The following is a 20605-nucleotide window of genomic DNA, read 5'->3' as shown; positions in this document are numbered from 1 at the left end:
GTCAATGGTTATTTTAGCAAAACGAGTTTTTACAGGCTACGAGTGGTTGGTAGATCAACAAATCCATGTTCATCAAGGCCGGATTCAGGAAATAAAATCAGTAGAGGGAGACCTTCAAGGAAGCGGCTTTATCTGCGCTGGTTTCATTGATTTACAGGTGTATGGGGGTGGAGAACTTTTGTTTTCTAACCATCCAACGGAAGCATCTATAGCTAAGACTTTTGAAGAACATCATCAAACAGGAACTACCCATTTTCAAATTACGTTGAATTGCTCTCCTAAAGAAACGATGTGGAGGGCGATTGACTCTTGTAAAGCTTATTTGGCACAAGGAGGAAAAGGTTTGATCGGATTGCATTTGGAAGGGCCATTTTTTAATCCTATTCGTAAGGGTGCTCATAAAGAGGAGTATGTCCAAAAGCCTAGTGTGGAGTACATTCAAGAAATTGTACAACGGGCTGGAGATTTGCCCATTTATATGACCATAGCTCCTGAAATGTTTTCTGAGGAGGAATTGGACTATATCATCAAAAGCCCCATTATGGTGTCTTTAGGGCATTCTGATGCGACTATTGACCAAGCCAATCAGGCATTAGCCAAAGGCGCAAATCGGATTACGCATCTATTTAATGCCATGTCTCAATGGCAAAGTAGGGCACTTGGTTTAGTGGGCGCGAGCTTGTCGAGTGAAGCTTGGACTAGCATCATAGTAGATGGTTTGCACTGTGATTTCCGTTCGGTGAAATTGGCCAAGGAATTGAAGAAACAACACTTATTTCTGATTACGGATGCAGTAACCCACGATGTGTCTGGGCCGTATTTATTTGAGAAAAAAGACGGCAAATTTACGAATGAGTCGGGGACCCTTTCAGGTTCTGCCTTGACCATGGAACAGGCTATTCAAAATTGTGTTTATCAGGTGGGAATGGATGTCGAAGAAGCGATTCGTATGGCCACACTTTATCCAGCTCAAGTAGCTAATTTAGAACAAGATTTAGGGACTGTTGAAGTGGGAAAAAAGGCCTGCCTGATTCATGTGAGTGATGATTTTAAAGTCCAACAAGTGTGGTTGGATGGTGAACCTTTGATGGATTAATATGATTCGTTTTCCTTCCAAACAAGCGCAAGTTCAAACCACTATTTTTACAAAAATGTCGGCTTTAGCGGCTGAACATGGGGCTTTGAACTTGTCTCAAGGCTTTCCTGGATTTGATTGTTCTGATGAACTTCAGACTCTATTGGCCTTTTATTCCAAAGGCCATAATCAATATGCTCCTATGGCTGGAGTGCCCGTTTTTAAGCAAAGTATTGCCGATAAAACCAGTCTTTTTTATGGTATTGATATCGATGCAAACAAAGAAGTCACCGTTGTTTCAGGTGCTACCGAGGCCTTATTTTGCGCCATACATTGTTGTGTGTTCCCGGGAGACGAAGTCATCATGTTTGACCCAAGTTATGATGCCTATGACCCAGCTGTTCGATTGGCGGGTGGAGTCCCCATTCATTTATCCATGGATGCCCAAAATGGCTTTCAGATTGATTGGGAAGAGTTAGCTCGTTCCATTACTCCTAAAACCCGGGCTATCATGGTGAATAGTCCACATAATCCCACAGGCTCCATTTGGACGGAGAATGATCTAGATGCTTTGGCCGAAATAGTGAAGGGTACCAACATCCTGATTATTTCAGATGAGGTGTATGAACACATCGTTTTTGATGGAAAAAAGCATTATTCGGTACTACTCCATCCTGAGTTACGTCAACGGAGTTTTGTTTGTGGCTCTTTTGGAAAAACCTATCATATTACAGGTTGGAAGATTGGCTATTGTTTAGCTCCTGAATATTTAACCAAGGAGTTTCAAAAATTACACCAATGGGTGACTTTTTCCAGTGCTACCCCTTTGCAGTATGCTTTGTCAGACTATTTAAAAGAACCAGCTCATTATTTAGGTCTTTCGAATTTTTACCAAAGAAAGCGGGATTTATTTGCCTCAGCTTTTGAGGGTAGTAAATGGAAATTATTACCCAGTCATGGGAGTTTTTTCCAATGCATGGATTATCGAGAAATTAGTGATGAAAAGGATGTGGATTTGGCAGAAAGGCTGACCAAAGAAATCAAAGTAGCCTCCATTCCCATTTCGGTATTTTATGAAAAAGCACCCGGAGATACCATCTTACGCTTTTGCTTTGCCAAATCAGATGAGGTTTTATTGGAAGCGGCACACCGACTGGTTCAATTATAGCATTATATTTTCCCCAATCCTTCTCAAATGTGATGCCGCTTGGCTAATTGCCTCCTCTAAACTCATCGGTGGAACCAAAATGGGATAAACCGGAATATGCTGCATGGATGTAGGTATTTTGTTTACATCTTGTAGTCCCCCACAAACCAGTATGATGGGTTTTTGAAGCACTTGGCTGCGTTGAATGACTGTAGAGATTAATTTCCCTTCCCAAGATTGTACGTCGATTTTCCCCTCACCACTGATGATGACGTCGGCTTGTGCAGCATGCTGATCGAATGAAACTAGATCCAAAATCCATTCCGATGCCAAATGTATACTAGCTTGAAGGAAGAACATCGCTCCAGCCCCTAATCCTCCTGCTGCTCCTGCTCCAGGGCTTTGGGCAATTTCTTTATTGGTGAAGAATGTTGATAAATTAATTAAACCATTGTCTAATTGTCTAATCATATCGTCGTCTGCTCCTTTTTGTTTAGCAAAAACATGGGCAGCACCCTGTGGCCCGTGCAGCACATGGCGTACATCGGTGGCAACTTGAAACTGGATTTCCCTTAATTTCGCTTCTATTGGACTAGGTATGATTTGACGGATATGTACCAAATTTTCACCTATGGCCACTAATTCATAGCCTTGTTCATCTAAGAAACGATAGCCTAAAGCTGCTGCCATTCCCATACCAGCATCGTTAGTAGCAGATCCCCCAACCGTTAATGTGATTCGTTTTGCTCCTTGATTTATGGCATCTAAAATGAGTTCACCCGTGCCCCAAGTGCTCGTTAATGCCGGATTTCGCTCCTCATTTGTGAGTAATTCGATTCCAGATGCTCGCGACATTTCGATGAAGGCCTGTCGACCTTCCTCTACCCATAAATAGGGTGCTTCTATCGGCCTAAAAAGGGGATCTTTTACCAATACCTTCACCCAATCTCCCCCAAATATTTCTCGAATAACATCCAAGGTCCCTTCTCCTCCATCAGCCAAAGGCAATGACTGTATGATAGCCTCGGGATGGGACTTTTTAATCCCTTGGGCTAAAGCATCACAGACTTCAGCAGCGGTAAGGGAATCTTTAAATTTATCGGGACAAAGTAGTACGCGCATCACTTGAATTTGATTTGAATTTACCAACAATTTGCCTAAATCCATGAATTTATTCCCCATAGCTTTCCTGTCGGGATTCCTTTCTGTATTTTTGGTTTTTCAAACAGAGCCCTATGTCTTCATCAATCCGTTTTTATAGTTTTTTTGTACTGTTAGGACTTTTGGCATCTTGTACCAAACAGCCCGATTTAACAGGTTTTGACGTAGAAAAATTTGTACAAGATGAAGCTGGCTGTCTAGGAAGTAGAATGTCTCAAGCGGCTTGGTTAAAGTCGCACAAGGAGAATTTAAAGGGGGTTAGTTCCAATGATATTGAGGATATATTAGGCAAACCCGATATCCAACAGTTGGCAGATCGAAATCAAGAATACTACGTGTATTTCTTGGAAAAAGGGCCGCATTGTGATAAAATCACGAATCCTTCGCAAGCTTATTGCATGGCTTTCCGATTCAGTGCCATAGGATTGGCTACAGAAATCACCTTTCAAAACGGTTTGCCTTGATTATTTGGTAAACCAACCCACCACGGTACTCGCGAAACTTACCAGAAAGCTGAAGATCAAAGGAGCCACAAAACCGCTCACCTGAAATCCAGGAACATAAAGTTCCGTTAAGTAGACTATCGCCACATTGATCACCAAGGAAAATAAACCCAATGTCATAAAGGTGATAGGGAAACTAATGATGTGTAGGAAGGGCTTAACAAAGGAGTTTAGGAATCCCATGACCAATGCCACGAGCAGTGCCGTAGTGAATCCATCCACGACTATCCCTTTTAAATACCGAGGAATGATTAAAATCACTCCTGCTATGATGATGTAACGAATGATGAATCCAATCATGTTATTTGGCGTGTCTTTGTTGTAGCAATTTAACAATTTCTTCTAAACCAATTCCTCGGTCTTCAAGCAATACCAATAAGTGAAAAACTAAATCAGCCGCTTCGCCTTTGAATAGTTCATCATTGTTGGACATGGCCTCAATCACCAATTCCACCGCTTCTTCACCTACTTTTTGAGCGACTTTATTGGTGCCTTTTTGGAAAAGAGATGCCGTATAGGACGTGTCTGCAGAAGCTCCTTTTCTTGAACGAATGATGTGTTTTAAATAATCCAACCAAGCCGCATTATCTTGATTGGAGGTATTGAAACAGGTATCTGCACCGGTATGACAAGCCGGTCCAACGGGATCTACTTGGATTAACAAGGTATCTTGGTCGCAATCCAATAAGATGTTTTTGACATGAAAGAAATTGCCAGAAGTTTCACCTTTTGTCCATAAGCGCTCTTTTGAACGGGAATAAAAAGTAACAATATTCTCTGCCTGTGTTTTCAAATAGGCTTCCTCGTTCATATATCCAAGCATTAATACTTGCAACGTGGAGGCATCCTGAATAACAGCAGGTAGTAATCCTTTAGAAAAATCGGGGCTTGAGTTCATTTTATCAAAAATTCTTGTGAATGTATTAAATACGCATCGGAATTCCTTTGCTGGCTAGGTAATTCTTTAAATCTAAAATGCCTATTTCTTTGAAGTGAAAAATACTGGCCGCTAAGCCAGCATCGGCTTTTCCTTCAGTGAAAACTTCATAAAAGTGTTCCATGCTACCCGCTCCACCTGAAGCAATGATGGGTATGGAAGAATTTGATGAAATAGTGGATGTTAAGGCATTGGCAAAACCGGCTTTGGTACCATCTGCATCCATGCTCGTCAATAGGATTTCTCCTGCTCCTCTATTCTCTACTTCTTTGGCCCAAGGAATGGTTTGAATATCCGTAATTTTTCTTCCTCCATGGGTATGTACCCAATCGGTTCCGTCTACCCAACGGGTATCAATGGCCACAATAATGCATTGTGATCCAAATTGTAAGGCTAATTCATCAATTAAATCTGGATTTCTAACCGCTGAAGAATTGATGGATACTTTGTCTGCACCCGCATTTAACAAGGCCGAAACATCTTGAATGGAAGATATACCTCCACCCACCGTGAATGGGATATTGACATGTCTAGCAACTTCTCGAACCAAATTAACCAAGGTTTTTCGGTCGTCTACCGTAGCCGTGATATCCAAAAACACCAATTCATCAGCCCCTTCTTGTGCATATAAGGCTCCCAATTCTACGGGATCTCCCGCATCACGCAAATCCACAAAGTTGGTCCCCTTAACGGTTCTCCCATCTTTGATGTCCAAACAAGGAATGATTCTTTTGGTTAACATGCAGATTCTTTGGCAAAGGTGGCTAATTCCGCTAAACTAATTCGCCCTTCATAAAAGGCTTTTCCAACAATCACGCCAAAAATATTCATGTCGCGCAGTCGGTATAAATCATCTAAACAAGCCACACCTCCACTCGCAATAAGCTGTAATCCGGGTTCTTGTGCTTGAATTTTTTCGTATAAATCAAAACTCGGTCCTTGTAAAAGTCCATCTTTGGCCACATCAGTCGAAATCACATATTTCACTCCAGCAGCACAGTAATCTTTTAAGAAATCATAAATGGAGATGTTGGAATTTTCCTGCCAGCCCGACACAGCAATTTGCTCGTTGTGGGCATCAGCTCCTAAAATGATTTTATCTGCACCATATTTTTTTAACCAAGCTCTGACTAATTCGGGTTGTCGAACGGCAATACTTCCTGCGGTAATTTGTTTGGCTCCAGCAGAAAAGGCGATATCAATCATTTCATCCGATTGAACCCCTCCTCCAAAGTCAATATGAAGGTTGGTTCCATGCGCAATTCTTTCCAATACATGCGCATTGACGATTTTTTTGGCTTTTGCCCCATCTAAATCCACCAAATGCAATCGCTGGATTCCTGCTCCCTCAAATTCTTTCGCAATCTCCAAAGGATCGGAATGGTATACTTTTTTCTGGGCATAATCACCCTGGGTCAAGCGTACACATTGGCCTCCTATTAAATCAATGGCTGGAATAAGTTGGAACATCATTTATAAAGCGAGAAAATTTTCAATAATTCGTTGGCCAGCCATTCCACTGATTTCTGCGTGGAATTGGGCAGCATAAAAATTGTCCTGATGAAGCATGGCAGAAAACGGCTGTACATAGTCACATACGGCCGTTGTCAAAGGATTTACTGGCACATAAAAGGAGTGTACAAAGTAGACAAACTCTTCTTTTTTTAGGCCTTCCATCAAAGGATTATCTTGACTTGCTTGGATGGAATTCCAACCGACATGCGGGATTTTTAATTCATGGGATTGAAAGCGTTTAACTTCCACATCAAATACGCCCATGCAGGTAGTATCATTCTCCTCTGAATGCTTACATAGTAATTGCATACCAATGCAGGTGGCCAAAACGGGTTGCTTTAATTGAGGGATAAGCAGGTCAAGTCCTTTTTCTTTCAAATGAGCCATCGCTGTACTGGCCTCACCCACCCCAGGAAAGATTATTTTATCTGCCTGACGTAGCACGGACTCATCGTCTGTCCAAGTATACGGCACTCCGATTCGATCGAGTGCGTACATCACGGAGGCAACATTCCCTGCATTGTATTTAACGATGGCAATTTCCATGGGCTTTCTTTCTGGGTAAATAGCCTTGCAAAGGTAGGCAAATAGGCTGGATTATGAAATTCCCCTATCTTTGATGTTATATCACTTTCCACATGCGCTTCCGTAAAAAACTCTTTTTAGAAATTGCTTACCTGCTGTGGATGGGTTTACTACCTTTTATTTCGAGCATTGCTTTGGGCTATTTGGCTGTTTCCAATCCGAGCTTTTTTCTACATTTGAGTCTTATCCAGCAAGTCTTTTTTTGGCTTGCCACGGTATTTGTGATGGGTTTAGCGCTATGCCCCACGACCTTTCTGGCTTTGTTTGTAGGCTACATTTGGGGTTTTCAAGGTATTTGGCCATTGATTGTGGCCTATAGCTTAGCTTCCATCTTGGGTTTTGGCATGGCTAAACTCTGGAAAGGTCAAGCAATGATTCGTTGGATTAAACGCACGAAAAAAGGAGCTCAGTTTTTGTCCAATGTTCAGGCACAATCATTTTCTTGGGTTTTTCTGGCCCGACTGTCGCCCATATTTCCCTTTGCCATCACGAATGCCATGATGTCCTTTTTAGGTGTTAGCTTCTTGGATTTTTGTTTGGCAGGTATGATAGGTATGCTACCTCGAACTGCCTTGGCTGTTTGGACAGGTACGCAAGCTAAGAGTTGGGAATACCTGTTGCATCATCCGGAATCATTTTCTTGGCAGGATGGAACTAGTGTCGTATTATTGATTTTTTCTGGGCTTGGGATGTATTTCCTAGCCAAAAGGCAGGTCAAAGCCTAGTCTATAGGGTCTCCATTCTTAAAAAGAAAGAAATGTGAGATTTAAGGCGTAAATTTGCCTTTCCAATTCCATCTTCGGAAGCGGCATCATTTTAATTATTCTATTTTGACATTTAAAGAATTAGGTCTGGCCGACAGCCTTTTAGCAGGAATTGATTCCATGGGCTACAAGACCGCTACCCCCGTTCAATCGCAAGTTATTAAACCGATTTTGGAAGGGAGAGATATGATTGCTTCAGCACAAACAGGTACAGGTAAAACGGCCGCATTTTTGCTGCCTATTGTGAATAAAATTATCACAGAACCACATGCTGAAAACAAAATCAATGCTTTAATCATCGTTCCTACCCGTGAATTGGCAATCCAAATTGCGGATAACATGGAAGGTCTAGGGTATTTTACCAATGTATCTTGCATTGCCGTATATGGTGGTGGAGATGGTCAATCTTTTACAACAGAGAAAACAGCCTTAACCAGTGGTTGCGATATTGTTGTTTGTACTCCTGGCCGAATGATTGCCCACTTAAATATGGGTTATGTCAATCTCAAAGAAGTCAAGTATCTCGTACTAGATGAAGCAGACCGAATGCTGGATATGGGATTCCAAGATGATTTAATCAAAATCACGTCTTTTTTAAGTCCAGAGCGTCAAAATCTCTTATTTTCAGCTACTATGCCGCATAAAATGCGAGAATTGGCTAGAAAACTATTGAAGAATCCGGTTGAAATTAATATAGCCGTTTCGAAACCCCCAGAGCAAATTGTTCAAGAGGCTTTTGTGGTATTTGAAGAACAAAAATCCCCTTTAATCAAGCATTTGCTACGTTTGAAGGACTATAGTCGGGTCATTATATTTTGTTCTCGAAAGCAAAATGTGAAAACGCTGACTACAGATTTAAAAAGAGCCAAATTTAAAGTAGAAGAGATTCACTCCGATTTGGAACAGGATGTTCGTGAGCAGGTATTACAAGATTTTAGAAATAAAAAGACAACGATTTTGGTGGCCACTGATATTTTAAGTCGGGGCATTGACATCGACGAAATAGAATTAGTTATCAATTACGATGTGCCCAATGATGGTGAAGATTACATCCACCGCATTGGTCGTACGGCTAGAGCAGAAAGTCAAGGTACAGCTTACACACTTATCAGCCCTGCTGAACAGCGGAAATTTGCTACTATTGAAAAACTACTAGAAAAAGAAGTCACGAAATCACCTATTCCGGAAGAATTTGGAGCTGGCCCCGCTTATGAGCCAGCCTTACAAAAGGCCGGCGATAAGGGGCGAAATTTTTCTGGTCCCAAAAAGGGTGGTAAGAAGTTCTGGGGCAAAAAGAAATAGAAACCTTATTTCTGTGCTTTTACTCCAGTCGTTCCTCCTTGAGCTAAGGTGATGTCAACGGGTGTATTGGACTTCCAACTGCCTCGTGTAAAATCAGGGACATTCATGGAGCGAGATCGGTTTTTAACGGACATTTCACTCAATGGTCCTATTGCACTCCAAGAAGCTGCATCATAGACGTTTTGATCTAAAGGCAATCCATTGCGCAAGCAATCGATCAAGCGCCAATCCATCATAAAGTCCATTCCACCATGTCCTCCAATTTGCTTGGCTAATTCACCAATCTTGGCTACAATGGGTGGCGCATATTTTTTCTCCAATTCAGCCATATCTGCTGCCGAAATCCAGTTGTGGTGGTGATCCGAAATTTTAGCATCTGGATATTTTACAGCCATGCCTTTGGTCCCACTCAATAAGTGAATGCGTGAATATGGGCGTGGAGTAGAAACGTCATGTTGTACCATCATCGTTTTACCTTTTACAGTTCGGATGGTGGTGGTATTCATGTTTCCACGGAAACTCTTATTGGTAAACTGTTGGTAGAAAGAGTCTTTCGCTGCCAATTCCACGGCACGTGCGTGCATGGAAAAATCATTTGTCGAAGTGGAAACCAAATAATCCATTTGATCCCCTCTATTGATATCCAATAATTGACAAATTGGACCTAAACCATGTGTTGGATATAAATTGCCATTGCGCAAGTTTTCTTTCAAACGCCAGCTTTGGTAATAGGTGCTTTGGGTAAAATTATGATCTAATAAATCATGTAAATAGGCTCCTTCTGCATGGATAATTTCTCCGAAATAACCTTGACGAGCCATGTTGAGCGTCAATAATTCAAAGAAGTCATAGCAACAGTTCTCCAGCATCATACAATGCTTTTTGGTCTTTTCTGAAGTCTCGACCAATTGCCAGCATTCTTCTAAGGTAGTGGCTGCCGGCACTTCTACGGCCACATGTTTTCCTTGTTTCATGGCATAAACGGCCATAGGAGTATGTAGATGCCATGGAGTAGCAATGTAGATTAAATCGATATCAGGACGGTCGCACATGGCTTTCCATGCTTCCTCTTTTTCGGTATATACGATGGGTTGAATACCCATTTTACCTAGGGCATTTAGAGCGGCGTCCGTTCTTTCTTTTCGAATATCACAAACAGCAACAGTCTTCACCCCATCTATTCGATTAACGCGTGTGATCGCTCCAGAACCACGGTTTCCTAAACCAATAAATCCGATGCGGACTGTTTCAATTTTAGGGGCAGCATAACCCGACATGTTAAAAGCTTGTTTGCCTTGCTCTACCCTCATGCTGGTAGCCAAGTCTTTGATTTCCCATTTGGCAGATCCACCTAATGCGGCTAATCCACTCAGTTTGAGGAAATCTCTTCGATTATTATTCATAGTTTGATAGGTTATAGGTCAAATTAAATAGCTTGAGAGTCAATTACTTGAACTTTCCCCCAAAGGTGCTTGTTGTCATCAATGAACTTCTTGTGCAAAGGATGGTATAAATATTCTTTTTCTTTTTCAGCATCAGCAAAAGTCAATACCACCGAAAAAGTATAACTTCCCTCAGTAACAGATTTATCGAAATCCGTAATGATGGGTTTGCCAACATGGGCAGTTTGAATCATAGGAAGACCTCCAAGAGATTTGAGGGCTTTAAACAGTTGGGTTTTTTCGGCCTCGTTGTTTGGGTTTTTAGCCCAAAACAATACGTGATGGATGAAGTTCATAGAAGGGGTAGCTACGGAACCTGTTAGTGCCGAACCAGCAGCTAAAAGTCCAGATTGTTGTAAAAATTCGCGACGATTGTTCATGTGTTCATTTAAATTTAAACTCGATTATTATAATTCAATTCTACCATGAAAAATTCAAAAATCAAAGTAATCGTAACGGGGGTTACCGGTATGGTGGGAGAGGGTGTCATGCACGAATGTCTACTTTCACCTCATGTGGAAGAAGTATTGGTCATTAGCCGTCGCCCTTCAGGTAAATCTCATCCCAAATTAAAAGAGATTATTTTGAATGATTTTTTTCAAACGGATGATCTAGTAGAGCAAGTCAAGGGCTATGATGCCTGTTATTTCTGCTTAGGAGTAACGTCCATAGGTAAAAATGAAGCAGTATATACTAAGTTGACCTACGACTTGACATTAGGCTTTGCTAAATCCCTTGAAAAAAATAATCCGCAACTAACCTTTGTATATGTTTCGGGGAAAAGTACGGATGAAACGGAAAAGGGGGCTTTGATGTGGGCGAGGGTCAAAGGAAAGACAGAAAATGACCTTAGAAAATTGAATTTTAAGGCTGCTTTTGCCTTTCGACCGGGAATGATACATCCTACGCCAGGTTTGCAACATGCTTTACCGTTTTATAAATACATCAATTGGATGTACCCATTTTTACGTTGGGCAGCACCGAATATGGTATGTACCTTGAAGGAACTAGGACAAGCTATGATTGCCGTTGCCATTCAAGGTTATGACAAAAGCGCCATTGAAGTGGCAGATATTGTTCATTTATCAAAAGTTCTCGAAGAAGAATAGCCAATATTTTCCCTGAATTTGGCTAATTTTATAGGAAATAAATGTAATACCGTGAATAAGAAAGTTGTACTGATGATATTAGATGGTTGGGGCATTGCTACCAACCCAAAGGTTTCTGCTATTGATGCAGCCAATACCCCCTTTGTTAATTCCTTATATACCCAATACCCACATTCCAAATTAGAGGCATCTGGTTTAGCTGTTGGCCTTCCAGAGGGTCAAATGGGAAACTCAGAAGTAGGCCACATGAATTTAGGGGCTGGTCGTATTGTCTACCAAAATCTGGTAAGAATTAATAAGGCAGTGACAGAAAATACGCTTGGGCAAGAGCCTGAATTAGCGAAAGCTTTTGACTATGCCAAAAAAGAAGACAAGGCAGTACATTTCATGGGTCTTGTATCTGATGGCGGTGTTCATGCCCATATTGAGCATTTAAAATCATTGTTGAGCACAGCACAAGAGGCGCAATTGCCAAAGGTTTTTGTTCATGCATTTACGGATGGACGTGATACAGACCCTAAATCTGGCTTGAAGTTCATGACAGATTTAGTTCAACATTGCGATAAAACGGGTGCTCATGTTGCTTCGGTGACTGGCCGTTATTTTGCTATGGATCGCGATAACCGTTGGGAGCGTGTGGCATTGGCTTACCATGCCATGGTGGATGCAGAAGGTCATTTGACACAAGATGTGATTCAGTCCATTAAGGATAGTTATGCGGCTGATGTAACGGATGAATTTATCAAGCCCATTATTGCAACAGATACCAATGGAACCCCATTAGCTAAAATAGCGGAAGGAGATGTCGTGATTTGTTTCAATTTCCGCACTGACCGTGGACGAGAAATAACCCAAGCTTTGACGCAGAAAGATTTCCATGAGGAAAATATGCATCGCTTGAATTTGTATTATTTGACGATGACGGAATACGACAAAGAGTTTAACAATGTACATGTCATATTCAATGATTCTAATTTACCGATGACATTAGGTGAGGTGTTGGAAGGAGCAGGTAAAAAGCAGATTCGTATCGCAGAAACCGAAAAGTATCCGCACGTAACCTTCTTCTTTTCAGGAGGTCGCGAGACACCTTTTGTGGGTCAAACGAATATCTTAAGAAGTTCTCCCAAGGTGGCTACTTATGATTTACAGCCTGAAATGTCTGCTGCGGATTTGAGGGATGCGTTGATTCCTGAATTGGAGAAAGAGGAAGTAGATTTTGTGTGTTTGAATTTTGCTAATCCTGACATGGTGGGCCATACAGGAGTTTTTCCAGCCGTAGTAAAAGCGGTAGAAACGGTAGACCAATGTGCGGAGGCAGTAGTGAAAGTTGGTTTAGCTCATGGATATAGCTTCATTATCATTGCTGACCATGGTAATGCAGATGTTATGATTAATGAAGATGGATCGCCTAATACGGCTCACTCCACCAATTTAGTACCATGTATTTTAGTAGATGCCCATGATCATCCAACCTTGTCGAACGGTAAATTAGGAGATATTGCACCCACCATCTTAAAGTTAATGGGGGTAGAACAACCTAAAGAAATGACAGGAGTAGCTTTATTTTAAATATTTTCTGTCACATTTACGTTTTGTGTTTGTATCATTGGATCGATTGAATATATGGGAAAGGTTATCATTTTTGGAAATACACAGTCAGCTGAATTAGCTTTATATTATTTGCAGAACGATAGTGAACATGAAGTAGCAGGTTTCACTGTGGAGGAACAGTATATCAAAGAGCCTGAGTTTCATGGATTGCCTTTGGTTCCATTTGAAACGGTGGAACAACTATTCCCTCCTTCGGACTATTTGTTTTTTGCGCCAATGACGGCGACTGGGATGAACCAAGTTCGGGCTAGGGTTTATGAGCAAGGTTTGGAGAAAGGCTATAAGTACATTTCATATATCAGTTCTCATGCCACCGTTTTAACGGATAAAATTGGAGAAAACTGCTTTATTCTAGAGGATAATACCATACAGCCTTATGTGCAGATTGGCAACAATTGTGTATTATGGTCGGGGAATCACATTGGTCATCATAGTCGAATTGGAAACCATGTATTTTTTACATCACAAGTAGTGCTTTCTGGTAATTGCCAAGTAAACGACTATTGTTTCTTTGGAGTTAATGCCACTATCCGCGATAGCTCCGTGATTGGCGAAGGAACCTTTGTTAGCATGGGTGCTACGGTCATGAAACAAAGAACAGAACCATGGAGTGTGTGGAAAGGAAATGCGGCAGAGAAATCAACCATTTCCAGCAAGGATTTGAAGTTTTAATTTCCTAACGCTGGCAAGGTTCCAAACCTTGACAGCGTTGTGGAAAACGATTAAAATTTCGCCTTATTGTCCAAGAAATTGATAATCAAATTCAACGAATTTTAGGTAGAGATAAATTAAAAGACATAAAAAAAGCTCCCATCAAATGGGAGCTTTTTTATTAGGGTTCCAAAGGTTTATTTTCCTCATCGACGATGACAAAAATATCTTCATTGGGTCGTTTCATTAAATACTTTTCACGCGCATATTTTTCCAACAAGGCTGGATTTCCGACCACCATACGGCGCTCTTTTTCCAGTTCTTTTAATTTTTGTTGGTAAAAAGCTTTTTCATTCTTCATTACTCTAAGCTCGTTCCAAAGTCGATATTGTACCCGAAGGTCATTGGTATCTAAAAAGAACATCCATACCAACATAATGCACGTTGAAATGACATAGAAGCGATGTTTTCCAATAAAAAGCTCTTTAACGCGATCCATGATCTTAGAAATTCAAACCTGGGAAATAAGCGTTAGCGCCCAATTCCTCCTCTATACGAAGCAATTGGTTGTATTTAGCCATACGGTCAGAACGTGAAGCTGAACCAGTTTTGATTTGACCTGTATTTAAAGCTACAGCCAAGTCAGCGATAGTTGCATCTTCTGTCTCTCCTGAACGGTGCGACATGATGTTTTTGTATGAATTACGTTTCGCCAAGTTTACTGTATCAATTGTTTCAGTTAATGAACCGATTTGGTTTACTTTCACCAAAACAGCATTAGCGACACCTTGCTCAATACCTTGTTGTAAACGCTTTACATTGGTTACAAATAAATCGTCACCAACTAATTGACATTTAGAACCGATCAATTTAGTTTGCTCAGCCCAACCTGCCCAATCATCTTCTGCCATACCATCTTCAATCGAAATGATTGGGTATTTGTTCACCCAAGTCTGCCAATAAGCGGCCATTTCCATGTTGTTCAATTGTTTTCCGTCAGACTTTTTGAAGGTATACAATCCTGTTTTCTCATCAAAGAATTCAGAAGAAGCGGCATCCATTGCGATGAAGATTTCCTCACCTGGTTTGTAACCTGCTTTTTCGATGGATTGTAATACAATTTCTATGGCCTCTTCGTTCGACTTGATGTTTGGTGCAAAACCACCTTCATCACCTACGTTAGTTGAATATCCTTTGCTTTTCAATACTCCTTTCAAAGCATGGAAAACTTCTGTACCCATACGTAATGCATGTGAGAAACTTTCGGCCTTAGCTGGCATTACCATGAACTCTTGGAAGTCGATGCTATTGTCTGCGTGTGAACCACCATTTAAGATGTTCATCATAGGCACAGGAAGCGTGTTCGCGTTTACTCCACCGATATAACGGTAAAGAGGAAGACCAGCTTCTTGAGCTGCTGCTTTAGCAACGGCCATTGAAACACCTAAAATAGCATTAGCTCCTAATTTACCTTTGTTATGTGTACCGTCTAATTCGATCATCAAACGGTCGATCATGTTCTGCTCAGATACCTCTAGGCCCCATAATTCCTCAGCGATAGTTGTGTTTACGTTTTCTACGGCTTTTAAAACGCCTTTTCCTACATAAACAGATTTATCATCATCGCGTAATTCCACTGCTTCATGGATACCTGTTGAGGCTCCAGAAGGAACGGCTGCACGACCGAAAGCGCCATCTTCTGTCTTGATGTCTACCTCGATTGTGGGATTTCCACGTGAATCTAAAATTTGTCTTGCGTGAACGTACTGTATTGCACTCATCGTATAATTATTATTGTGAATAAATGGATTACGTTGTAATTGATTAAATTGCCCTGCAAAATAACGTAATTTTTAGATAAAATCACTGATTTACCGAAAGTCGGCTGCTTAAATCGCTGATAATTAATGAAATAATAATGAAAGCTAAATTCCTTTTTTCCTCACTTTTCACTTTTTCACTTCTTTTTTCATCGCAGATTAATGCGCAGACAGCAGAAGTAGAGGTCTTTGAAAAAAAGATTCAAGAGACTCCTAATGCCATATTGTTGGATGTGCGCACAACTGGCGAATTTGGTGGAGGCCATTTGCCCAAGGCATTGAATATCGATTTTCGTGCTGCCGATTTTGCAGAACAAATCAAAAAATTACCTAAAGAAAAGCCAGTTCTTATATATTGTCTCTCCGGTGGGCGCTCAGCACAAGCTGCTGAATTAATGCGTAAAGAAGGATTTCAAGTGACTGAATTGAAGGGAGGGTATTTGAAATGGACAACCAAATTGAAACCTTTGGAAGGTGTGCCCAATGTAGCTCATGACAAAGGTTGGGATCTAGCCGAATTTACCAAGAAAGTACAAAGTGAAAAGGCGGTTGTCGTGGATTTTTATGCCAAATGGTGTGCTCCTTGTTTGAAAATGATGCCTACTGTTGACAAACTTACCCAAGATTATTCAGGTAAAGTGACGGTGTTGAAAGTGGAAGCTGATGGCAACCAAGCCATTTTACAATCTTTTGGAATAGACGAAATCCCGAGCTTTTTGGTTTTCCAAGGTGGAAAATTACTCCAAAAAACTTCGGGATTCCGAGAAGAAGCTCAATTAAAAGAGCTCTTTGATCAATCTATTGGGACCACTCGGTAGGCTGTCTTTCCCAACGGTGTTGTTTTAGTTCTTCCAATAGGTTTGGTGCAAGACCTTGTCCGTCAGAAGTACCAATGTTACTTTTCACGTGCTTGATTTTTCTCATTCCTGGAATAATCGTCCCCACGGCTGGATTCGACAAGATAAAGCGTAGAGCCATCTCGGGCATATCCATGTTCGCTGGAACTAATGGTTTTAATGCATTCGCATGGTCCACACTAGAGGTTAAATTTTCCGGTACGAAATAAGTGGAACGCCAATCGTCGGCAGGGAAAGTAGTAGTATAATCCAATAAGCCAGTTAAGCTTCCTTCATCTAAAGGTACACGAGCGATGACGCCGATGTCTAATTTTTGACAAAGTGGGAACAATTGATCTTCTGGGTTTTGGTCAAAGATGTTGTATATCACTTGAACAGAAGAAAACAAGTTAGTCTCTAATGAACGAAGGCAATTATTGGGTTCCCAACGGTTAACAGAAATTCCCCAATGCTTTACTTTACCTTCTTGCGTTAATTTTTGAACAGCCTCTTTCCAATCATCATTGTTTGCCCAAGCATCTTCCCAAACGTGGAATTGTTGCAAATCAATTTGCTCCACGCCCAAGTTTTTCAAGCTTTTTTCCGTGTATTCAATGATATGTTGAGCAGGGAAGCAATCCTTTAATTCAAAATGCGATTTGGAAGGCCAAATGAAATTTTTGGGTGGAATTTTCGTAGCAGCATATAACTGTTTGTCGGCATGCTTTTTTAAAAGCTTACCTAAAATTTGTTCTGATAAGCCTTCACCATAGCCCCAAGCCGTATCGAAGAAATTACAGCCTAATTCAACGGATAATTCTAAGGATTTTTGAACTTCATTATCGTCGGAACCAGTCCAACCAGCTAGGCCCCACATACCATAACCCACTTCACTTATTTGCCAATTTGTTTTGCCAAAACGTCTGTATTTCATGTTCTTTTTTTTCTTAAAGGTAAGGATTTTCTCAAAGCTCCTTGACCTGTAAATTAGTATTTGGGTTTATTTTATCGAGTAAACAAATCAAGTTTAGAGGAAAATGTTCTATGATTTATGTTTGAACAGATTATGAAATATGAAATAATTGTTAAAATAAAATAGCCTATATGTTATTTAAAAGCGTTAATAACACAAATAACGTGAATTATGGATTTTTATTTAAGAACAATGGCTAGTTTTGTATTGTAAATGTTCCCTGTGTCCGATTAATCTAATCAATTTATGAAAAATGTTAAACCTGTTTCTAGCGACGAAAAGCTGCTGATAAATTTAGGAACCTTCAAAGTTTGTCCTACTTGTATTTTGTTTATCCGCGGAGAAGGCAATTATTCCAATATTTTTTTGAAAGATGGTCGCAAGGTTCTTTCCTGTCGGACTTTGAAATTCTTTGAAACGCTATTGCAAGATTATGGATTTATTCGCCCTTCCAAATCGGCTTTAGTTAATCCCACCTATATATCGTCTATTGATTTAAAAATTGCGAAAGTCATTAAGTTGAACAATGATGTCAACATCTCGATCTCCCGTCGCCAAGTAAGACCTTTGCGCGATTTTTTTAGTAATAAGCATGCTTTGGTGGGAGTGTCCTAAAGCGATTTAATCCACAAAAGTTTCCTGTACTATTTTTTTTAGTTGGATAATTTCATTGACTTCTAGAAATTCCATTGTTTTGATGATACGCTTTCTATCAATAGTGCGGATTTGATCCAATACGATCCAGCCTGGAGTACCTTGGTGCTTGATTTTGACACGAGTGGGATATTTTTCAGGCTTGGAATTAAGTATTTGCTAGCATTTATATCATCTATATTGATTTGACTATTGACTTCGGCAAATCATCATAAAGCAATAGTTACATAGTCATCTTCTAGTTTAACATTAAAGTTGATTTCTGCTTTTAGTGCTTTGAATACTTTGATAACGGTGTCAATCGTGGCACTATTCGCACTGCTTTCGAGTTTTGAAATTTGCGCTTTCTGAACGCCAATCAACTTACCAAGTTCTTCCTGTGTCAAGTGTCGCTCTATTCGCGCGGTTTTAATCATTTTGCCTAATAGGTCCATTCGAAGTTCATATTCAAAGTCGTCACGTTTTTTAGTCCCAACTTTACCGATATACTTATCTTTCATTTCGGAAAGCGAATAAGTTTTCATTTTTTCAGTTGCCATGTGATTATTTTTTTGTTTGCCTCCTCCATAAATCGCATCTCGAAAAATCTCATGATAGTTTAGCGGCTAGACTATTCATCTTGGACAAAAGTAACAAAAGTTTCTATATTTAGATACTTGATTTCGAAGTGCTTAGATTTAATCCACAAAAGTTTCCTGTACTATTTTTTTTATTTGGGCAATTTGATCGACTTCTAGAAATTCCATTGTTTTGATGATACGCTTTCTATCAATAGTGCGGATTTGATCCAATACGATCCAGCCTGGAGTACCTTGGTGCTTGATTTTGACACGAGTGGGGTAAGCTTTGCTTTGACTGGTCATGGGTGCTATGACGATAGTCTGCAAATATTGATTCATCTCATTCGGAGAAATAACAACACAGGGACGTGTTTTTTTCATTTCACTTCCTTGGGTGGGGTCCAGGTTGACAAGCACGATTTGGTATTGCTTTATTTCCATTCTTCTAGGGATTCATCTTCGAATACATCAGGTATCAGTAAATGATCTTCTTGGTTTTCGCTCATTTGTTGGAATGCCTCAGCCCAGCCTTTTCTGGCTTTTTGAATAGGTTTTAAAACAATGCAATCTTCCTGTAAAATGAGTTCAATGCTGTCTTCTATTTGATATTTTTCGAGCATTGTTTTTGAAAGACGTATGCCTTTTGAGTTTCCGATAGCTATGATGGAGATTTTCATATAAATGTATTTGTAATTACAAAGTTATTACAAAAATGAATATTCCAATGTATTGAGCTAGAACATTCGGAGTATGAATTAAAGCTTACTAGCATTTACATGATCTATATTGATTCGAATTTGAGCATTGAAAGTGACAAAATCTAGCTGTTAGGAAAATAAACAGTTTGTTGATAATTGGGTCTGATTAAAACTCTTTTAATAGTCCCTTTGGAAAAATTATATAGCTTGTTCTTATTTGAATAACTCCTTTAGCGTTTTCATCGTAATGAACATTTTTCCACTATCAGGTAATGTAATAAAGCCATATTGTTCATAGAAAACACGGGCGTCTGAATCGATGGGATCTACTGCGACGGCAAATGAACCCATTTGAAGAGATGCTTTAAAACTTCTTTTGAGGGCATCAATGAGTAAGATTTTACCTAAACCTTTTCCCTGAAATTTTTTATCAACAACTAATCTTCCTAGAAGACTAATGGGAATGGAGGAATACGATGGAGGTAGTTTCTTTTAGATGGACTCGGGGAAATGATGTAATGGAATACTGTAATTAGAAAGTGTATAGAAGCCTTGAATCGGGCTAGAAGAGGGTTTCGTCAGCACAAAACATGCGGCAAGTTTTCTTTTTACATCTTGGGAAGCTTGTGTTTTTACATACTTGTTTAGTAAGTCTTCCCCACAATCAAAGTCTGCTCGTTCGTGTTTGGAATCCAATAATTCGATCATGTCTAAATCTTAGCTGACCATTGTTGGTATTCTTGAAAGGCCTTTTTCAAACCTTCTGAGGGTTCATTAGCATGCGTTAAAGCATCAAAAAATAGTTGAGCATCCTTTTCACTGGCAAGAATCAACTCTTGTTGCTGGATAATCTCTTGAGCTTTTTCTTGTGTAGATTGAAATACAAAATCACTGAGGTTTCTGTAGCCACCTAGTGTAGCGGCTTTTTCAAACAATTGCTTTTGCTCTTTGGGAAGTCTAGCATCAAATCGACTTTGCTCTTTTACGCTGCTTTTTATTCTTTCCATTTTTCGTAAATACACGTATTTTGTACGTACAAATTGTGGTTTTAAATTGATTTATTCTGCTGATTATATAGCAAAATAGTCAGATTGAATGATTCAATCTAGCATATCAAGAAGATAATCAGTTAGAAGATATGTGCTTTAAATCATTTGATTGTAGTTTTCAAATTAAATCATTTCAAATATCTAGGATGAAAGCAGGGGTAAATGGTTTTGTTTTATTAGCAATTACTTTCCTACCCCCCAAAACTTATT

At 40.0% G+C, this 20605-nt stretch carries 28 protein-coding genes; 10 read left to right on the top strand and 18 right to left on the bottom strand.

Annotated elements, in window-relative coordinates; all coding sequences use genetic code 11:
* The first annotated feature begins 4 nt into the window (after positions 1-4).
* The gene (gene nagA / locus G9H65_RS00465; protein WP_166373382.1) at positions 5-1096 is read left to right on the top strand and encodes an N-acetylglucosamine-6-phosphate deacetylase; all 1092 of its coding nucleotides are present in this window, start codon (positions 5-7) and stop codon (positions 1094-1096) included.
* A 1-nt stretch (position 1097) separates the two neighbouring features.
* The gene (locus G9H65_RS00460) at positions 1098-2243 is read left to right on the top strand and encodes a methionine aminotransferase (protein ID WP_166373380.1); all 1146 of its coding nucleotides are present in this window, start codon (positions 1098-1100) and stop codon (positions 2241-2243) included.
* On the opposite strand, the gene G9H65_RS00455 is transcribed toward G9H65_RS00460, so the two are convergent.
* Positions 2238-3404: a glycerate kinase gene (locus tag G9H65_RS00455; protein WP_166373378.1), complete on the bottom strand. Its 1167-nt coding sequence runs from the start codon at positions 3402-3404 to the stop codon at positions 2238-2240. The two genes, G9H65_RS00460 and G9H65_RS00455, sit on opposite strands and share 6 nt — an antisense overlap.
* Before the next feature lie 53 nt (positions 3405-3457).
* On the opposite strand from G9H65_RS00455, the gene G9H65_RS00450 reads away from it, so the two are divergent.
* Positions 3458-3847 (top strand): hypothetical protein, encoded by a 390-nt coding sequence (locus tag G9H65_RS00450; protein ID WP_166373376.1) that lies wholly within the window; start codon positions 3458-3460, stop codon positions 3845-3847.
* Here the strand turns inward: G9H65_RS00450 and G9H65_RS00445 are convergent, their stop codons facing one another.
* From G9H65_RS00445 to hisH, 5 genes are read right to left on the bottom strand one after another with little or no spacing between them, the layout of a single operon-like run.
* Positions 3848-4186: a phage holin family protein gene (locus tag G9H65_RS00445; RefSeq protein ID WP_166373374.1), complete on the bottom strand. Its 339-nt coding sequence runs from the start codon at positions 4184-4186 to the stop codon at positions 3848-3850. It lies immediately after the preceding gene.
* A gap of 1 nt (position 4187) precedes the next feature.
* Positions 4188-4784 (bottom strand): bifunctional phosphoribosyl-AMP cyclohydrolase/phosphoribosyl-ATP diphosphatase HisIE, encoded by a 597-nt coding sequence (hisIE, locus tag G9H65_RS00440; RefSeq protein ID WP_166373372.1) that lies wholly within the window; start codon positions 4782-4784, stop codon positions 4188-4190.
* Positions 4785-4809: 25 nt separating this feature from the next.
* On the bottom strand, positions 4810-5565 hold the full coding sequence (hisF, locus tag G9H65_RS00435) for an imidazole glycerol phosphate synthase subunit HisF (RefSeq protein ID WP_166373370.1): 756 nt from the start codon (positions 5563-5565) through the stop codon (positions 4810-4812).
* A complete protein-coding gene (gene hisA / locus G9H65_RS00430) occupies positions 5559-6293 on the bottom strand; it encodes a 1-(5-phosphoribosyl)-5-[(5-phosphoribosylamino)methylideneamino]imidazole-4-carboxamide isomerase (protein WP_166373899.1) in 735 nt (244 codons plus the stop codon). The genes hisF and hisA overlap by 7 nt, the downstream gene beginning before the upstream one ends.
* Before the next feature lie 3 nt (positions 6294-6296).
* Positions 6297-6884 (bottom strand): imidazole glycerol phosphate synthase subunit HisH, encoded by a 588-nt coding sequence (gene hisH / locus G9H65_RS00425; protein WP_166373368.1) that lies wholly within the window; start codon positions 6882-6884, stop codon positions 6297-6299.
* 92 nt (positions 6885-6976) lie between these two features.
* On the opposite strand from hisH, the gene G9H65_RS00420 reads away from it, so the two are divergent.
* Complete coding sequence (locus G9H65_RS00420; protein ID WP_166373366.1) at positions 6977-7648, top strand: TVP38/TMEM64 family protein; 672 nt, start codon at positions 6977-6979, stop codon at positions 7646-7648.
* A gap of 105 nt (positions 7649-7753) precedes the next feature.
* Positions 7754-8989: a DEAD/DEAH box helicase gene (locus tag G9H65_RS00415; protein WP_205753207.1), complete on the top strand. Its 1236-nt coding sequence runs from the start codon at positions 7754-7756 to the stop codon at positions 8987-8989.
* A 5-nt stretch (positions 8990-8994) separates the two neighbouring features.
* Here G9H65_RS00415 and G9H65_RS00410 read toward each other — a convergent pair whose 3' ends face one another.
* A complete protein-coding gene (locus G9H65_RS00410) occupies positions 8995-10392 on the bottom strand; it encodes a Gfo/Idh/MocA family protein (RefSeq protein WP_166373364.1) in 1398 nt (465 codons plus the stop codon).
* Positions 10393-10415: 23 nt separating this feature from the next.
* Positions 10416-10811 carry a Dabb family protein gene (locus tag G9H65_RS00405; protein WP_166373362.1) on the bottom strand — a complete coding sequence of 132 codons (396 nt, stop codon included), beginning with the start codon at positions 10809-10811 and terminating at the stop codon, positions 10416-10418.
* A 45-nt stretch (positions 10812-10856) separates the two neighbouring features.
* Here G9H65_RS00405 and G9H65_RS00400 point away from each other — a divergent pair, with 45 nt between their 5' ends.
* The 3 genes from G9H65_RS00400 to G9H65_RS00390 are packed head-to-tail and all read left to right on the top strand — an operon-like array spanning position 10857 to position 13826.
* On the top strand, positions 10857-11540 hold the full coding sequence (locus G9H65_RS00400; protein WP_166373360.1) for an NAD-dependent epimerase/dehydratase family protein: 684 nt from the start codon (positions 10857-10859) through the stop codon (positions 11538-11540).
* A 51-nt stretch (positions 11541-11591) separates the two neighbouring features.
* Entirely contained in the window at positions 11592-13112 is a 1521-nt protein-coding gene (gene gpmI / locus G9H65_RS00395; RefSeq protein WP_166373358.1) for a 2,3-bisphosphoglycerate-independent phosphoglycerate mutase, read from the top strand.
* 54 nt (positions 13113-13166) lie between these two features.
* Entirely contained in the window at positions 13167-13826 is a 660-nt protein-coding gene (locus G9H65_RS00390; RefSeq protein ID WP_166373356.1) for an acetyltransferase, read from the top strand.
* Between the two features lie 160 nt (positions 13827-13986).
* Here the strand turns inward: G9H65_RS00390 and G9H65_RS00385 are convergent, their stop codons facing one another.
* Positions 13987-14304 carry an FtsB family cell division protein gene (locus G9H65_RS00385; protein WP_166373354.1) on the bottom strand — a complete coding sequence of 106 codons (318 nt, stop codon included), beginning with the start codon at positions 14302-14304 and terminating at the stop codon, positions 13987-13989.
* A 4-nt stretch (positions 14305-14308) separates the two neighbouring features.
* Complete coding sequence (gene eno / locus G9H65_RS00380) at positions 14309-15586, bottom strand: phosphopyruvate hydratase (RefSeq protein WP_166373352.1); 1278 nt, start codon at positions 15584-15586, stop codon at positions 14309-14311.
* Positions 15587-15723: 137 nt separating this feature from the next.
* Between eno and G9H65_RS00375 the strand changes: the two genes are divergently transcribed.
* Positions 15724-16443 carry a thioredoxin domain-containing protein gene (locus G9H65_RS00375; RefSeq protein WP_166373350.1) on the top strand — a complete coding sequence of 240 codons (720 nt, stop codon included), beginning with the start codon at positions 15724-15726 and terminating at the stop codon, positions 16441-16443.
* Here G9H65_RS00375 and G9H65_RS00370 read toward each other — a convergent pair.
* The gene (locus tag G9H65_RS00370; RefSeq protein ID WP_166373348.1) at positions 16424-17395 is read right to left on the bottom strand and encodes an aldo/keto reductase; all 972 of its coding nucleotides are present in this window, start codon (positions 17393-17395) and stop codon (positions 16424-16426) included. The genes G9H65_RS00375 and G9H65_RS00370 overlap by 20 nt on opposite strands.
* Before the next feature lie 285 nt (positions 17396-17680).
* Between G9H65_RS00370 and G9H65_RS00365 the strand changes: the two genes are divergently transcribed.
* A complete protein-coding gene (locus G9H65_RS00365; RefSeq protein WP_166373346.1) occupies positions 17681-18049 on the top strand; it encodes a LytR/AlgR family response regulator transcription factor in 369 nt (122 codons plus the stop codon).
* A gap of 6 nt (positions 18050-18055) precedes the next feature.
* Here G9H65_RS00365 and G9H65_RS00360 read toward each other — a convergent pair whose 3' ends face one another.
* The 7 genes from G9H65_RS00360 to G9H65_RS00335 form a co-directional block, all read right to left on the bottom strand.
* Positions 18056-18244 carry a type II toxin-antitoxin system PemK/MazF family toxin gene (locus G9H65_RS00360; protein ID WP_166373897.1) on the bottom strand — a complete coding sequence of 63 codons (189 nt, stop codon included), beginning with the start codon at positions 18242-18244 and terminating at the stop codon, positions 18056-18058.
* A 53-nt stretch (positions 18245-18297) separates the two neighbouring features.
* On the bottom strand, positions 18298-18612 hold the full coding sequence (locus tag G9H65_RS00355; RefSeq protein ID WP_205753226.1) for a helix-turn-helix domain-containing protein: 315 nt from the start codon (positions 18610-18612) through the stop codon (positions 18298-18300).
* Positions 18613-18765: 153 nt separating this feature from the next.
* Positions 18766-19089, bottom strand: a complete 324-nt coding sequence (locus G9H65_RS00350) for a type II toxin-antitoxin system PemK/MazF family toxin (RefSeq protein ID WP_166373342.1) — start codon at positions 19087-19089, stop codon at positions 18766-18768.
* Positions 19080-19325: an AbrB/MazE/SpoVT family DNA-binding domain-containing protein gene (locus tag G9H65_RS00345; protein WP_166373340.1), complete on the bottom strand. Its 246-nt coding sequence runs from the start codon at positions 19323-19325 to the stop codon at positions 19080-19082. The genes G9H65_RS00350 and G9H65_RS00345 overlap by 10 nt, the downstream gene beginning before the upstream one ends.
* Before the next feature lie 234 nt (positions 19326-19559).
* A complete protein-coding gene (locus G9H65_RS13370; RefSeq protein WP_317164399.1) occupies positions 19560-19805 on the bottom strand; it encodes a GNAT family N-acetyltransferase in 246 nt (81 codons plus the stop codon).
* A gap of 33 nt (positions 19806-19838) precedes the next feature.
* Positions 19839-20054, bottom strand: coding sequence for a hypothetical protein (locus G9H65_RS13365; protein ID WP_205753206.1), 216 nt, complete (start codon positions 20052-20054; stop codon positions 19839-19841).
* A gap of 2 nt (positions 20055-20056) precedes the next feature.
* Positions 20057-20353, bottom strand: coding sequence for a type II toxin-antitoxin system TacA family antitoxin (locus G9H65_RS00335; RefSeq protein WP_205753205.1), 297 nt, complete (start codon positions 20351-20353; stop codon positions 20057-20059).
* Positions 20354-20605: the final 252 nt, after the last annotated feature.

This window comes from Aquirufa ecclesiirivi, assembly GCF_011250515.1.
GTDB classification, from domain to species: Bacteria; Bacteroidota; Bacteroidia; order Cytophagales; family Spirosomataceae; genus Aquirufa; species Aquirufa ecclesiirivi.
The sequence above is the reverse complement of the archived record's forward strand: the minus strand, read 5'-3'. Positions and strand labels throughout refer to the sequence as shown.